Source organism: Kribbella italica, from assembly GCF_014205135.1.
Taxonomy (GTDB): Bacteria; Actinomycetota; Actinomycetes; order Propionibacteriales; family Kribbellaceae; genus Kribbella; species Kribbella italica.
In genome coordinates this window covers 6,715,218-6,728,095 of the sequence record NZ_JACHMY010000001.1, presented here as the reverse complement: position 1 = coordinate 6,728,095, position 12,878 = coordinate 6,715,218, and the positions used below count along the sequence as shown (strand labels likewise).

Sequence of the window (12,878 nt, the reverse complement as noted above, 5' to 3'; positions counted from 1 at the left end):
GGTACGGCGTACAGTCGTCACTGACAGCACGTGACCGATCACCGTCCGGAGTCAGTATGATCGGGTACCGCCATGCCGGAGCAGTTGCTCTCCGGGCGCGATCTGTCACTCTGTGAGGGGGCCCTCACCACGGCGGGGTTCCCGTGAGGCCGCCGACGCCGTGATCGCCGGAGCAGCGCAGTGCAGAACGAGCCGACCGTACGGTTGACGGCAGTGCGCCGTCTGTACGAGGTGAGCGCCCGGATGGGCGCCGGCCGGAGCCTGGCCGAAACCCTGCAGGCCGTCGTCGAGGGAGTCGTCGACGGCCTCGGGTTCGGCATCGCCGTGCTCAACCTGCGGCATCCGGACGGCAAGTTCGAGGTGATCGCGGTGTCGGGTTCGCCGGAGGCCCGCGAGGCGTTGCTCGGGACGGTCAGCGCGGCGGACATCTTCGACGCCGAGTTCGCGATCGCGGACGTGTGGGGCGGGCTGCGGTTCGTGCCGCACGAGCGGCTGCCCGAGGGCGAGGTGGTCGGCTGGGTGCCCGACGTACCGATCTCCAGCGACCCGGGCGCGTGGCACCCGCTGGACGCGTTGTTCGCGCCGCTGCACTCGTCGGACGGCGAGCTGGTCGGGATGCTGTCGGTCGACCTGCCGGAGGACCAGCGGCGGCCGGGGCCGGTGCACCGCGAGCTGCTGGAGATCTTCGCGACGCAGGCCGGGCTGGCGATCGACAAGGCCCGGCTGACCGACCAGCTGCTGGCCGAGAAGGCCCGGCTGGAGGCGAGCGAGACGACGTTCCGGCTGGTCTTCGAGGGCGCCGGGAACGGGATGGCCACGATCGCGCTCGACGGGCCGGACCGCGGGCGGGTGGTGCAGGTCAACGACGCGTTCTGCCGGATCACGGGCTACACGCCGGCCCAGCTGGGCGGGTCGCCGCTGATGGACTACCTGCAGGACGAGAACGCCGGGCAGACCGATCGCGAGGTCGCGGAGCTGGTCTCCGGCGGTGGCCCCTACCGGTTCGAGCGGACGTTCCGCCGGGCCGACGGGAACGACATCTGGCTCGGCGGGACCGCGGCGATCGTCGACCAGGGCACCAAGGAGCAGCCGCGGATCGTGCTGATCCAGATCGACGACGTGACGGCACGCAAAGAGACTGAGCGCGAGCTGCAGCACCACGCGGCACACGACGCGCTGACCGGCCTGCCGAACCGGCGGCTCCTGCAGCACCGGTTCACCACGGCCCTGCAGCGTTCGCGGCAGAGCGGGCGGCGCGGGGTGCTGCTGTTCTGCGACCTGAACCACTTCAAGCAGGTCAACGACAAGTACGGCCACGAAGCCGGCGACCAGGCGCTGCGCGAGATCGCCGGGCGGCTGCTGTCCGCCGTACGGCATGGTGACACCGTCGCGCGACTCGGCGGCGACGAGTTCGCCGTCCTGGCCGAGGAGATCGACGGCGCCGACCTCGCCACCCTGATGCGTCGCATCGAGGACTCGATCAACCGCCCGCTGACCGGCATCGACGTTCCCGTCACGACCAGCATCGGTACGGCGGTCGTCAGCCCGTACACGGCCGACCTCGACGAGCTCCTCCGCACGGCCGACCAGGCCATGTACCACGCCAAGCGCAACTACCGCGCCGGCCTGACCTGACGGATCGGTGAGCCCGGGGTCACTTCCCCCGGCGCGGGCGGCGCGGGTTGCCGGTGCTCGGTGGCTTCGGGTGCCGCCCTTCGTCCCAGGTCTGCAGCTGCAGGATGCAGAACTGGTTGTACCGCTCGACCGAGCCCAGCTGGCCGATGCCGTAGAACGCGGAGATCGGCGTCCATCTGTTGCTCCCCGTGGCCGTCGTCCACCGGACCGCTGGAAACCCGGTCACCCGGACGACCTGCTCCGCCGGGATCGACCGGCTCAGCAGGATCCCCCGGACCTCGAGTCCCTCCGGGCCGTACCGGACGCCCATCCGGTGGGTTCGCACGATCAGGAACAGTGCCACGGCGACGATCACGACGGAAAGCCCCACCGTCAGCGGCCAGGCGCTCCGGGTGCTGATCAGATACCCCACCAGGACTCCGGCCACGGCGAGCCAGAGCACGGTCTGCGCGATCCGGGTGATCAACATCGGTTTCAGGTCCACCCCTGCATCCTCCCTGATGGCGCCGCAGGGTTCATGACCCCAGAGCCGTGAGGGCCTCGTCGGTGAGGCGGAAGGTGCTCCACTCGGTCTGGGGGCGAGCGCCGAGAGCCGCGTAGAAGTCGATGGCCGGGGTGTTCCAGTCGAGGACCGACCATTCGAGCCGCTCGTAGCCTTGCCGGACGCATTCCTGGGCGAGGGCGGTGAGCAGGGCCTTGCCGAGGCCGGAGCCGCGTTGCTCGGGGCGGACGAAGAGGTCTTCCAGGTAGATGCCGTGGACGCCGCGCCAGGTGGAGAAGTTGAGGAACCACAGGGCGCAGCCGACGATCTCGTCGCCGGCTTCCGCGACGTGGCAGAAGACGGCGGGCGCCGGGCCGAACAGGGCGGTCTCGAGCTGGGCCGCGGTCAGCCGGCAGGCGGTCGGCTCGCGCTCGTACTCGGCCAGGGCGTAGACCAGCTCCACGATCGCCGGTACGTCGTCCGGTCGCGCCCGGCGGATCCGCTCATCGATCTGCATGGGCCCATCCTGCCTGCCGGGTCAGACCTCGCGCTCGGGCGTCTTGCCCGCAGGTTGCGCGCGGACGGCCGACTGCTCGGTGCTCGGGCCGCTCTGCTCGGTGCTCACCGACGGGTACGCCGTGGCCTGCAGCTGCATCGCCTTCGCCAGCTCGGGATCCGCCGTGGCCGCGGCCGGCTGCGGGTCGCGCTCGACGACGATCCGGTCGAAGACGGGCTCCAGCTTGTCCGGCAGCAGGGTCCCGGTCCGGTCCGGGTCGGTCATCGACTCGTAGGCGGCCCAGTCCCACTCGGCCTTCTCGACCTGGTCGAAGTCCAGCCGGTACGGCGTGTTCTCGGTCAGCTGGTGGAGGAACAGCTTCGTGCTGGCGCCGTTGCCCTCGCGGAACGGGTGGGCGCAGTTGAGCTGGGTGTGCACGTCGGCGATCCGGCGGACGAACTCGTCCCGCGACAGGTTCGGCCAGTCGGTGGCCTGCACGGACGCACCGATCCGTTTCATCCAGTCGTCGGTACGTTCGTGCGCCACGAACGCCTGACCGTTCTTGACGATGTCGACGTCGCGGAACTGCCCGGACCACTCGTACACGTCCTGGAACAGGTGCTGGTGGATCGCCTGCAGGTGGGCCGCGTCGAAGGTGCGCGGAAGGTTCACCTCGCCGCGCTCGATCTCGCCCTGGCGCATCGCGCGGAGCTTGTACTCGACCGTGCGCAACGTCAGCCGGTCCTTCACCCCCAGCTTGTTGCGCAGGACGTTGCCGCCCTCCTCCCACAGCAGACTGTTCCAGCGCCGAGCCGCCTCGATCCTCTCCGGATCGACCCCGGAGACCGCCAGTTCCGGTTTGAGGACCTCAGGACCCGGCTTGGCCGCCGCCGGACCCGGCTCGGTCATGCGCCGTCCTCGACCGCACCGCCCTGTCCGGTCACCTTCGCGATCGTGCGCCGCGTGTACTCCGCCGCGTCGATCCGGCCCAGCTCGCGGTCGACCAGGTCGGAGACGTCCTCGCGGTCGGGCTCCCAGCCGTCCAGCCGCCCACTGGCCAGGGCGTCGCTGACGCGCTGCTTCTGGGCGTCCTCGAGCGGCTCGAACAGCTCCGGCCATTGGCGGGCGTAGCGGCACGGCTCGTACGTCATCTCAGCACTCCTGCGTGGTCGGTGGGCCGATCCCAGCGTATCGAGCAGTTCCGTTCACTTCGGCGTCGCATCGAGGTTCGCGGGCAGTCATCTGACAACTGAAGGCTGTTCCGGACCCCCACTCCCCGCTCAGGAGGATCCGTATGTCTGTCTCCCGTCGTCGATTTCTCGGGTACGGCGGTGCCGGCACGGCCGCGGTGCTGCTCGGCACCGGTGCCTGGGACGCATCGACCACGTACGCCGTTCCGGGCCGGACCGGCAACCCGTTCACGCTCGGTGTGGCCTCCGGCGACCCGAAGTACGACAGCGTCGTGCTCTGGACCCGGCTGGCCACCGACCCGTTCGCCGTCGACGGCAAGGGCGGGATGCCGAACCGTCCGGTCCGGGTCGAGTACGAGGTCGCCCTGGACGAGCGCTTCCGGTTCGTCGTACGGCGCTCGAGCGTGCTCGCCACGCCGGAGCTCGGCCACTCGGTGCACCCCGAGATCCGCGGGCTGCTGCCGGACCGCGAGTACTACTACCGCTTCCGCACCGGCCACGAGGTCTCGGCGACCGGCCGGACCCGGACCACGCCGCACCCGTTCACGACGCCGCGCAACCTGCGGTTCGCCTTCGCCTCGTGCAACGCCTGGCAGGACGGGTACTTCACGGCGTACGAGCACATGGCGCGCGAGGACCTCGACCTGGTCGTGCACCTCGGCGACTACCTGTACGAGTCCGGCGTGAAGACCAACAAGCGGGGTGTCGTGACCGACCCGCGGTTCCACACCGAGACGTTCGACCTGGCCCGGTACCGGCTGCAGTACTCGCTCTACAAGTCCGAGGCGCCGCTGCAGGCCGCGCACGCGGCGCACCCGTGGATCCACACCTTCGACGACCACGAGGTGGAGAACAACTGGGCCGGCGACCTGAGCCAGGCCGACACCGAGCCGGACCAGGACCCGGTGATCTTCCGGCAGCGCCGCGCGCAGGCGTTCCAGGCGATGTACGAGAACCTGCCACTGCGGCACGAGCAGATGCCGGCCGGCCCGAACATCCACTACCACCGGCGGCTGCCGTACGGCCGGCTGGCGGACTTCACCATCCTGGACACCCGGCAGTACCGCTCGGACCAGCCGTGCGGCGACGGCGACTCGTCCACCTGCGACGACCGGTTCGACCCGGACAACACGATGCTCGGCGGCAAGCAGCGCAAGTGGCTGCTGGACGGTTTCCGGCAGTCCCGCGCCCGCTGGCAGGTGCTGGGCAACCAGGCCCCGATGGGCCAGACCGACTGGACGCCCGGCCCGGAGACGCACGTCTGGCTCGACCCGTGGGACGGTTACGTTGCCGAGCGCAACAAGGTGCTCGCGGCCGCGCAGGACAGCGGGGTGCGCAACCTGGTCGTCATCACCGGTGATCGGCACCAGAACTACGCGATGGATCTGAAGCGCGACTTCGCCGACCCGAACTCGCGCACGGTCGGGACCGAGTTCGTCGGGACGTCGATCACCAGCGGCGGCGACGGCGCGGACACCACCGAGCAGGGTCAGCAGTTCCTGGCCGCGAACCCGCACCTGAAGTTCTTCAACTCCCAGCGCGGGTACGTCCGGGTCACCGTCGACGAGCGCCAGTGGCGCTCCGACTTCCGGGTCGTCCCGTTCGTCACCAAGCCGGACGCTCCCATCACCACGCGCGCGACGTACGTCGTCGAGGACAAGCGCGCGAACGTCCACCTGGCCTGAGCCCGGCGGTGGGGTCAGGGCGCGTGCCCTGACCCCGCCCGCTCAGGGCCGGCTGTAGACGCCGAAGGCGTCGAAGGCGATCCAGGAGCCCTGGTCCTTCACGAGCTCGACGACGTTCTGGCCGGTCCGGAAGAGGCCGCGCGGCAGCGGCCGCTCGACGTACGACGGCTTGAGCGGCGAACCGGGGTACGTCGAGTCCGCGATCGTGGAGCCCTTGGTCGCGCCCTGGGCGAAGGTGAGGCGTTCGACCTCGGTGCCGTTGACCAGCAGCAAGGCCGAGCCCGCGAGACCGGCGTGGCTGTCGATCAGCCACAGGGCGAGGTCGAGATCCTCGGTGGGCAGCGCGGTCAGGTCGAAGCGGAAACGGACCCGGTGGTTCTTCGAGCCGGCCCACTTGTCCGACGGCCCCGGGAACAGGTAGCTCCAGTGCTGACCGGGCAGCGACGTGCCGTAGGTGTAGTCGACGTCGTCCGGGAACGTCGCCGGGTAGGCGGCGCTGCGGTTCGGCGACAGGGCGAACTCGGAGCCCTTGCCGTCGTACTGGCCGACCCGCGCGACCGGCCGGCCGGAGACCGTCACCGAGGTCTGGTTGGCGACGGCAACAGTTGCCGAGGGCCTCGACCTCTGACCGGCCGCGTCGACCGTGACGACCCGGTACTTGCGCGTGACCCCTTCGAACCCCAGCCCGCGGTGCACGAACTGCGGGTAGACCGTCTTGCCCACCAGCTCGTACGCCGAACCGCCAGTCGCCGCGTACACCGCGTAGTGGTCGACCACCGTCGACCACGGAACAGCCCTCCACCGGAGCGTGACCGAACCGATCTGACCGGAGCCGCGCAGCCCGGTCGGTGCGGGAACCTTCATCACAGGGCCTCCAGTCGGGGCGAGCCGGCGGGGGTGCGGAACCGCGCGACCGTGCGGGCGGCGGCGTTGGCGTCGGCCTCGACGTACGGCACCGCGACGAACTCCGACGTCAACTCGGTCGGCGTCAGCGTCGCGTGCACGTAGCCGCGGCGCGCGTTGTAGAACTTCACGTACGGGTGCTGCAGCCAGTCCTTCGCGTAGTTGTCGGTCTCCGCGCCGTCGCCGTCCGAGGCGATCGACGAGCAGACCAGCTCGACCCCGACCGTCCGCGACGACGGGTCGGCGAAGTCGGCCTTCAGCTCCGAGGCGACCGCGCGGTGGATGTCGCCGGTCAGGACGACGGGGTTGCTGGTCTTCTCGAACGCGGAGATCAGCCGGCGGCGGTTCGCCGGGTAGCCGTCCCACTGCTCGACCCGGTCGTCGGTGACGGCGGTGACGACGACGCCGTTCGCGACCAGGTTCCAGGTCGCGGGGGAACGCTTCAGGCCGTCGTACAGCCACTTCTCCTGGGCCGGGCCCATGATCGTGCGGGTCTCCGACAGCCGGTCGGCCTCGTCGACCGGGACCGGGTCGCGGAACTGCCGGGTGTCGAGCAGGTTCAGCCGGGCGAGCCGGCCGACGTCGAAGCGGCGGTAGACCTGGCTGTCCGGCCCGTGCGGCAGGCTGTTCAGCGAGAGCGGGAGGTTCTCGTAGAAGGCGCGGTAGGCGACCGCGCGGCGGTACGGGAACATCTCTGGCGTGATGCCGTAGTACGAGGTGTTGGCGCTGTAGTTGTTCTGCACCTCGTGGTCGTCCCAGGTGTGCAGCCACGGCGCGGCCGCGTGCGCGGCCTGCAGGTCGGGGTCGGTCTTGAACAGCGCGTACCGCAGCCGGTACTGCTCCAGCGTCTCGATCTCGACCCCGTGCTCCGGCCCGACTGTGACGCCCTGCTTCCAAAGGTTGCCGCCAGCAAGGATTCCGTACTCGTAGATGTAGTCGCCGAGGAACACCACCGCGTCCGGCGCGCGCCGGGCCAGATCCTGGTACGCCGGGAAGTAGCCGTGGTACCAGGCCTGGCAGGACGCGGTCGCGAAGGAGAAGCTCGCCGCGGGGCCGGTCGGTAGCGTCTTGCTGCGGCCGACCGGGCTGATCTCCTGACCGGCGCGGAACCGGTAGAAGTACTCCCGCCCCGGCCGTAGCCCGCGCACCTGCGGGTGGACCGCGTGCCCCAGCTCGGGCGACGCGATCGCCGTACCGGTCCGGACGACCTTGCGGAACCGCTCGTCCTCGGCCACCTCGTAGCGCACCGGTACGTCGTACGGCGGCATCCCGCCGTGCCCGTCGAGCGCCAGCGGCTCGGGCGCGAGCTTGGTCCACAGCACGAACCCGTCGGCGACCGGGTCGCCGGACGCGACCCCGAGCGCGAACGCGCCGGACGGGACCGGGCGGCGCGGGGTGGCGTCGGCACTCGCGGGCGCCGTGACACCGAGCGCGACGGTGGCCGCGCTCAGCCCGCTGAGTTGAAGGAAGGACCGCCGGCCGAGGCCGGCGGGTTCAGGCGATGGACGGTCGACCATGAAGGAGGCTCCGTTCTCGAATTTCGTCACATTCTTACGTAAAAATCGTTCCGAAAGTAACCCCTTGACATGAATTCAGAGCCACCAGTCATCACTGCCAGCAGGAACTCCTGTTGGATTTCGATCGGCCCGTGGGGGAACTTGGAACGCATGGCTACCCACACGAAACGCCGGATCGGGACCGTCGACGTCAGCGCAATCGGGCTCGGCGGCATGCCGATGTCGATCGAAGGACGCCCGGACGACGAGAGCCGGTCGGTCGCGACGATCCACGCCGCGCTCGACGCCGGGGTCACCCTGATCGACACCGCCGACGCGTACCACCTGACCGCGACCGACGACGGGCACAACGAGTCGCTGATCGCGAAGGCGCTGGCGTCGTACGGCGGTGACACGTCGGACGTACTGGTCGCGACGAAGGGCGGGCACCTGCGGCCGGGCGACGGTTCCTGGACGCTGAACGGCTCCCCGGAGTACCTGAAGCAGGCGGCCGAGGCGTCGCTGAAGCGGCTCGGGGTCGACGCGATCGGGCTGTACCAGTTCCACCGGCCGGACCCGAAGACGCCGTACGCCGACTCGATCGGCGCGATCCGCGACCTGCTGGACGCGGGCAAGATCCGGCAGGCCGGCATCTCCAACGCGAACCCGGAGCAGATCAAGCAGGCGCAGGAGATTCTCGGCGGCCGGCTCGTGTCGGTGCAGAACCAGTTCTCCCCGGCGTACCGGTCGAGCGAGCCGGAGCTGGAGCTGTGCGACGAGCTCGGGATCGCGTTCCTGCCCTGGTCGCCGCTCGGCGGGATCTCGAAGGCGTCCGGCCTCGGCGAGAAGCACCCGGCCTTCCACCGGATCGCCCAGGAGCTCGAGGTCAGCCCGCAGCAGCTGACGCTGGCCTGGATGCTGGCCAAGTCGCCGCACGTGATCCCGATCCCGGGGTCGAGCCGCCCGGAGACGATCCGCGACTCCTACGCCGCGGTCGACCTCGAGCTGACCCCCGAGCAGGTCGCCGCGCTCGACGCGAGCTGAGCGGCGGAATAGCGCCGTACGGGCCTGGCGTTGGAGCTGTCGAAACATCAGCCCCGATGGGAGGTCCCCAGTGGAAGACATGCGTGCGTTGAGCTACGGCCTCGGCCGGCAGTACTTCGAGGAGAAGGACTACCGCGGGGCGATCAAGGCACTGAAGCCGGTCGTCGAGGAGACACCGGACGACGTGGGCACGCGGCTGCTGCTGGCGCGTGCCTACTACCACTCCGCTCTGCTGAAGCCGGCCGAGCAGCACCTGCACGAGGTGATCACCCGTGAGCCGACCGAGTACTACGCGCACCTGATGATGGCACGCACGCTCGAGCGGCAGTCCCGGGCGGACGAGGCCGTCAAGCACCGCCGGATCGTGGCGGCCCTGACCGGCGACGACAGCCACCTCGCGACGCACACCATTTAGAGCACGCCCCTAGGGGTACGCCGCGCGGCGTACCCCTAGGGCAGCAGCAGCTCCGGGAACTCGTCGACGCGGGTGAAGCGGCTGCCGGCGGGCATCCAGTCGAGGATGTGCGCCGGCTCCTTGGGCACGCGGAGCTGCGCCGCGGTCCGGCCGCCGGCCGCCTTGACCGGCTTGAGCAGAACCTCGGGGTCCGCACCGCCCTCACTGCCGCCCGGCCAGTTCACGACCGTCAGGGGCAAGCCGAACTCGGTGGTCTCGGCCACCTCCACGCCCGCGATCTCCGCCAGTTTCGCGACCGGGATCCAGGCCTGTGGCGCCGACCTCGACGTGCGGACGTTGACGGCGACCCAGTCCACCGGCGGGATCAGCCCGGGGTACCGGCTCGGCTGCCAGACGCAGTACGAGACGAGCCGGTTCGCCTCCGCGTCGTACGCCCAGCGCGGCGGCGCGGCCTCGGTCCGGCTGTCCTCGAAGGCCTGGCCCTGCAGGGTGTAGTGGCCGATCTTCTCGTACTGCAGCATCGGCCCGTACCGGCGCTCGAGCTCGACCTGCCGCGCCCGCTCGTACAGCGGCCGCAGCGGCGACCCGGCCTCGGGAATCCAGGGCTCGAGGCGGCTGCCGTCCACGACGCGATAGATCATGGGCGACAGTCCGCGGGGCCCCGCCTTCACCGACTCGATCAGCGCGTAGCCGTACGCCAGGGCCAGCTGAGGCTCCTCCGAGCCGACGAGCGCGAGGTCGTCGCCGGTCGGCGCGACCACCAGCAGCTCCCCCGGTACGTCGGCCTCGGCGAGCACGTCCGGCGCGGCCAGCAGCGACGCCACTTGGCCTGATGCGACCTTCACCTGGAAGCCGGCCGGGAACTGCCGGTGGGGAACGAACTCGACCGACTGGTCCCGCACGTTCCGCAGCGCCAGCGCGTAGGTCTCGGTGAAGTCCAGATCCTTGATCGTCATCCCGCCGGCGAACGCGTCCCGCCGGAACCGCTGACCGTCGGCGGTCAGCCAGGTCGTGAGCAGCGGCGCCGGAGCGGGCGGTACGTCGTACCGCAGCCCGTACTCCGGGCGCCCCTGGCTCGCGGTGACGCGCAACCCGAGCTGCGCGACGGTCCAGTCCCGCGGCTCGAACTCGTGCAGATAGGCGGACATCTCGACGTCAGAACTCACTCCGACTCCCCTCCCGTGGCCGAGCCAAGGAGACTAGCCAACGACCGGTCCGCCGATCGCCCGGCCCGGGGAATGTGGACTCGCCGGCTGGCGTTGTCCGCGATGAGATAGTTTAATAGTGAACTACCAATCCCTGAGGAGGGCAGATGCAGTTCGGCATCTTCAGTGTCAGCGACGTGACCCGGGATCCGGTCACCGGCACGACCGTCTCCGAGGCCGAGCGGATCAAGGCGATGGTGACGATCGCGCTGAAGGCCGAGGAGGTCGGCCTGGACGTGTTCGCCAGCGGCGAGCACCACAACCCGCCGTTCGTCGCGTCGTCGCCGACGACCATGCTCGGGTACGTCGCGGCGCGGACCTCGACGCTGATCCTGTCCACCTCGACGACGCTGATCACCACCAACGACCCGGTGAAGATCGCCGAGGACTACGCGATGCTGCAGCACCTGGCCGACGGCCGGGTCGACCTGATGATGGGCCGTGGCAACACCGGTCCGGTCTACCCGTGGTTCGGGCAGGACATCCGCAACGGCATCCAGCTCGCGGTCGAGAACTACGCGCTGCTGCGCCGGTTGTGGCGCGAGGACGTGGTCGACTGGGAGGGCAACTTCCGGACCCCGCTGCAGGGCTTCACCGCGACGCCGCGGCCGCTGGACGGCGTACCGCCGTTCGTCTGGCACGGCTCGATCCGCTCGCCGGAGATCGCGGAGCAGGCGGCGTACTACGGCGACGGCTTCTTCCACAACAACATCTTCTGGCCGGCCTCGCACACGAAGCAGATGATCGACCTGTACCGCCGCCGCTTCGAGCACTACGGGCACGGTGCCGCGGACCAGGCGATCGTCGGCCTCGGCGGCCAGATCTTCATGCGGAAGAACTCGCAGGACGCCGTCCGCGAGTTCCGGCCGTACTTCGACAACGCCCCGGTCTACGGGCACGGGCCGTCGCTGGAGGACTTCACCCGCGAGACGCCGCTGACCGTCGGCAGCCCGCAGGAAGTGATCGAGCGGACGCTCGGCTTCCGCGAGCAGTTCGGCGACTACCAGCGGCAGCTGTTCCTGATGGACCACGCCGGGCTGCCGCTGAAGACCGTGCTCGAGCAGCTCGACATCCTCGGTGAGGAGGTCGTGCCGGTCCTGCGCAAGGAGTTCGCGGCGCTGAAGCCGGCGCACGTGCCGGACGCGCCGACGCACGCGTCGCTGAAGACCGCGGCCGAGCGGGCGCACGCGCTGGAGTCGCTGGAGACCGTGGCCGAGGGAGCCGAACGATGACCGAACGCACGATCGCGGTGGTGACGGCCGGACTGACGAGCCCCTCGTCGACCCGGCTGCTCGCCGACCAGCTCGCCGCCGCCGTCGGGGACACCCTCGACGAGCGCGGGGTGCCGCGGCGCGTGGTGGTCGTCGAGCTGCGTGACCTCGCGCACGACCTGACGAACAACCTGCTGACCGGCTTCCCGTCCGAGGCACTGCGGGAGGTGCTGGAGACGGTGGTGAAGGCCGACGCGTTGATCGCGGTCACGCCGACGTTCAGCGCGTCGTACAGCGGGCTGTTCAAGCTGTTCTTCGACGTGCTCGACGACAAGGCGCTGGTCGGCAAGCCGGTGCTGATCGGCGCGACCGGCGGGACTGAGCGGCACTCGCTGGTGCTGGAGTTCGCGCTGCGGCCGCTGTTCGCGTACCTGCAGGCGGTCGTCGTACCGACCGGCGTGTACGCCGCGTCGTCCGACTGGGGTCCACACGCGACCGCGCTGCGCGCCCGGGTGGACCGGGCGGCGACCGAGCTGGTCGACCTGCTCACCCACCAGCCCGCGAAGGCCGCGGTCGACCCGTTCGCGAACCCGACGCCGTTCGAGGATCTGCTGAACAACTGAAATGTCGAGAGTCCGGCGTTGGCGCCGATGTAGCGTCGGAGGGCCGATCGGCGGCCTCTGAGACGTTGGGATCCCGACCATGAAGTACGTCCTGCTGATTCACTCCAGCCCGCAGCCGTGGGGCCACCCGACCGGCGACACGGTGCCCGAGCACCAGGCGCTTCCGAAGGCCGAGCGCGAGCGGCTGAACTCGGCCTTCGACAAGCTGCTGGCCGAGCTCCAGGCCAACGGCGAGCTGCTCGGCGGCGAGGCCCTCGGCGACCCGGCCCTGTCCAAGCTCTACCGCTACACCGGCCGCCCGGTCGTCACCGACGGCCCGTACTCGGAGTCGAAGGAGCACCTGGCCGGGTTCTTCCTCATCGACGTCGACACACCGGAACGCGCCGACGAGGTCGCCCAGGTCTTCGCCGGCCCCGGCGAAACCATCGAGCTGCGCCCGCTCCACGTGTTCTGACGCGTTGGCCGAGCCAGTACGGCGTACTGGCTCGGCCAGG

The 12,878-nt window shown here is 70.2% G+C and carries 14 protein-coding genes; 7 read left to right on the top strand and 7 right to left on the bottom strand.

Going from position 1 to position 12,878, the window contains the following annotated elements; translation table 11 throughout:
- Positions 1–213: 213 nt before the first annotated feature.
- A complete protein-coding gene (locus HDA39_RS31440) occupies positions 214–1,635 on the top strand; it encodes a diguanylate cyclase domain-containing protein (protein WP_337925970.1) in 1,422 nt (473 codons plus the stop codon).
- 19 nt (positions 1,636–1,654) lie between these two features.
- Here the strand turns inward: HDA39_RS31440 and HDA39_RS31435 are convergent, their stop codons facing one another.
- From HDA39_RS31435 to HDA39_RS31420, 4 genes are read right to left on the bottom strand one after another with little or no spacing between them, the layout of a single operon-like run.
- A complete protein-coding gene (locus HDA39_RS31435; RefSeq protein WP_184801381.1) occupies positions 1,655–2,119 on the bottom strand; it encodes a hypothetical protein in 465 nt (154 codons plus the stop codon).
- A 31-nt stretch (positions 2,120–2,150) separates the two neighbouring features.
- Entirely contained in the window at positions 2,151–2,633 is a 483-nt protein-coding gene (locus HDA39_RS31430; RefSeq protein WP_184801380.1) for a GNAT family N-acetyltransferase, read from the bottom strand.
- Positions 2,634–2,654: 21 nt separating this feature from the next.
- Entirely contained in the window at positions 2,655–3,521 is an 867-nt protein-coding gene (locus HDA39_RS31425; protein WP_184801379.1) for a Fic/DOC family protein, read from the bottom strand.
- A complete protein-coding gene (locus HDA39_RS31420; protein ID WP_184801377.1) occupies positions 3,518–3,763 on the bottom strand; it encodes an antitoxin VbhA family protein in 246 nt (81 codons plus the stop codon). Before HDA39_RS31420 ends, HDA39_RS31425 begins: the two co-directional genes overlap by 4 nt.
- A gap of 143 nt (positions 3,764–3,906) precedes the next feature.
- Between HDA39_RS31420 and HDA39_RS31415 the strand changes: the two genes are divergently transcribed.
- Positions 3,907–5,487: an alkaline phosphatase D family protein gene (locus tag HDA39_RS31415; protein ID WP_184801375.1), complete on the top strand. Its 1,581-nt coding sequence runs from the start codon at positions 3,907–3,909 to the stop codon at positions 5,485–5,487.
- A gap of 42 nt (positions 5,488–5,529) precedes the next feature.
- Here the strand turns inward: HDA39_RS31415 and HDA39_RS31410 are convergent, their stop codons facing one another.
- Together HDA39_RS31410 and HDA39_RS31405 are read right to left on the bottom strand one after the other, a co-directional pair.
- Positions 5,530–6,351 (bottom strand): polysaccharide lyase family protein, encoded by an 822-nt coding sequence (locus tag HDA39_RS31410; RefSeq protein ID WP_184801373.1) that lies wholly within the window; start codon positions 6,349–6,351, stop codon positions 5,530–5,532.
- Positions 6,351–7,937, bottom strand: a complete 1,587-nt coding sequence (locus tag HDA39_RS31405) for an alkaline phosphatase D family protein (RefSeq protein ID WP_337925969.1) — start codon at positions 7,935–7,937, stop codon at positions 6,351–6,353. The genes HDA39_RS31410 and HDA39_RS31405 overlap by 1 nt, the downstream gene beginning before the upstream one ends.
- Positions 7,938–8,057: 120 nt before the next feature.
- Here HDA39_RS31405 and HDA39_RS31400 point away from each other — a divergent pair, with 120 nt between their 5' ends.
- Both HDA39_RS31400 and HDA39_RS31395 read left to right on the top strand, forming a co-directional pair.
- Positions 8,058–8,930, top strand: a complete 873-nt coding sequence (locus HDA39_RS31400; protein WP_184801369.1) for an aldo/keto reductase — start codon at positions 8,058–8,060, stop codon at positions 8,928–8,930.
- 79 nt (positions 8,931–9,009) lie between these two features.
- Positions 9,010–9,345, top strand: coding sequence for a tetratricopeptide repeat protein (locus HDA39_RS31395; protein WP_184801367.1), 336 nt, complete (start codon positions 9,010–9,012; stop codon positions 9,343–9,345).
- Between the two features lie 35 nt (positions 9,346–9,380).
- On the opposite strand, the gene HDA39_RS31390 is transcribed toward HDA39_RS31395, so the two are convergent.
- Positions 9,381–10,511 carry a hypothetical protein gene (locus HDA39_RS31390; protein ID WP_184801365.1) on the bottom strand — a complete coding sequence of 377 codons (1,131 nt, stop codon included), beginning with the start codon at positions 10,509–10,511 and terminating at the stop codon, positions 9,381–9,383.
- A 146-nt stretch (positions 10,512–10,657) separates the two neighbouring features.
- Here HDA39_RS31390 and HDA39_RS31385 point away from each other — a divergent pair, with 146 nt between their 5' ends.
- The 3 genes from HDA39_RS31385 to HDA39_RS31375 all read left to right on the top strand — a co-directional run bounded on the left by HDA39_RS31385 (position 10,658) and on the right by HDA39_RS31375 (position 12,838).
- On the top strand, positions 10,658–11,782 hold the full coding sequence (locus HDA39_RS31385; RefSeq protein ID WP_184801363.1) for an LLM class flavin-dependent oxidoreductase: 1,125 nt from the start codon (positions 10,658–10,660) through the stop codon (positions 11,780–11,782).
- Complete coding sequence (locus HDA39_RS31380) at positions 11,779–12,384, top strand: FMN reductase (protein WP_184801361.1); 606 nt, start codon at positions 11,779–11,781, stop codon at positions 12,382–12,384. Before HDA39_RS31385 ends, HDA39_RS31380 begins: the two co-directional genes overlap by 4 nt.
- A 79-nt stretch (positions 12,385–12,463) precedes the next feature.
- Entirely contained in the window at positions 12,464–12,838 is a 375-nt protein-coding gene (locus HDA39_RS31375; RefSeq protein ID WP_184801359.1) for a YciI family protein, read from the top strand.
- Positions 12,839–12,878 lie beyond the last annotated feature (40 nt).

Bases quoted from the DNA above. Each gene is read 5' to 3' on its own strand.
- HDA39_RS31430 (WP_184801380.1), bottom strand. From the start codon at position 2,633: ATGCAGATCGATGAGCGGATCCGCCGGGCGCGACCGGACGACGTACCG.
- HDA39_RS31425 (WP_184801379.1), bottom strand. From the start codon at position 3,521: ATGACCGAGCCGGGTCCGGCGGCGGCCAAGCCGGGTCCTGAGGTCCTC.
- HDA39_RS31420 (WP_184801377.1), bottom strand. From the start codon at position 3,763: ATGACGTACGAGCCGTGCCGCTACGCCCGCCAATGGCCGGAGCTGTTC.
- HDA39_RS31415 (WP_184801375.1), top strand. From the start codon at position 3,907: ATGTCTGTCTCCCGTCGTCGATTTCTCGGGTACGGCGGTGCCGGCACG.
- HDA39_RS31410 (WP_184801373.1), bottom strand. From the start codon at position 6,351: ATGAAGGTTCCCGCACCGACCGGGCTGCGCGGCTCCGGTCAGATCGGT.
- HDA39_RS31400 (WP_184801369.1), top strand. From the start codon at position 8,058: ATGGCTACCCACACGAAACGCCGGATCGGGACCGTCGACGTCAGCGCA.
- HDA39_RS31395 (WP_184801367.1), top strand. From the start codon at position 9,010: ATGCGTGCGTTGAGCTACGGCCTCGGCCGGCAGTACTTCGAGGAGAAG.
- HDA39_RS31385 (WP_184801363.1), top strand. From the start codon at position 10,658: ATGCAGTTCGGCATCTTCAGTGTCAGCGACGTGACCCGGGATCCGGTC.
- HDA39_RS31380 (WP_184801361.1), top strand. From the start codon at position 11,779: ATGACCGAACGCACGATCGCGGTGGTGACGGCCGGACTGACGAGCCCC.
- HDA39_RS31375 (WP_184801359.1), top strand. From the start codon at position 12,464: ATGAAGTACGTCCTGCTGATTCACTCCAGCCCGCAGCCGTGGGGCCAC.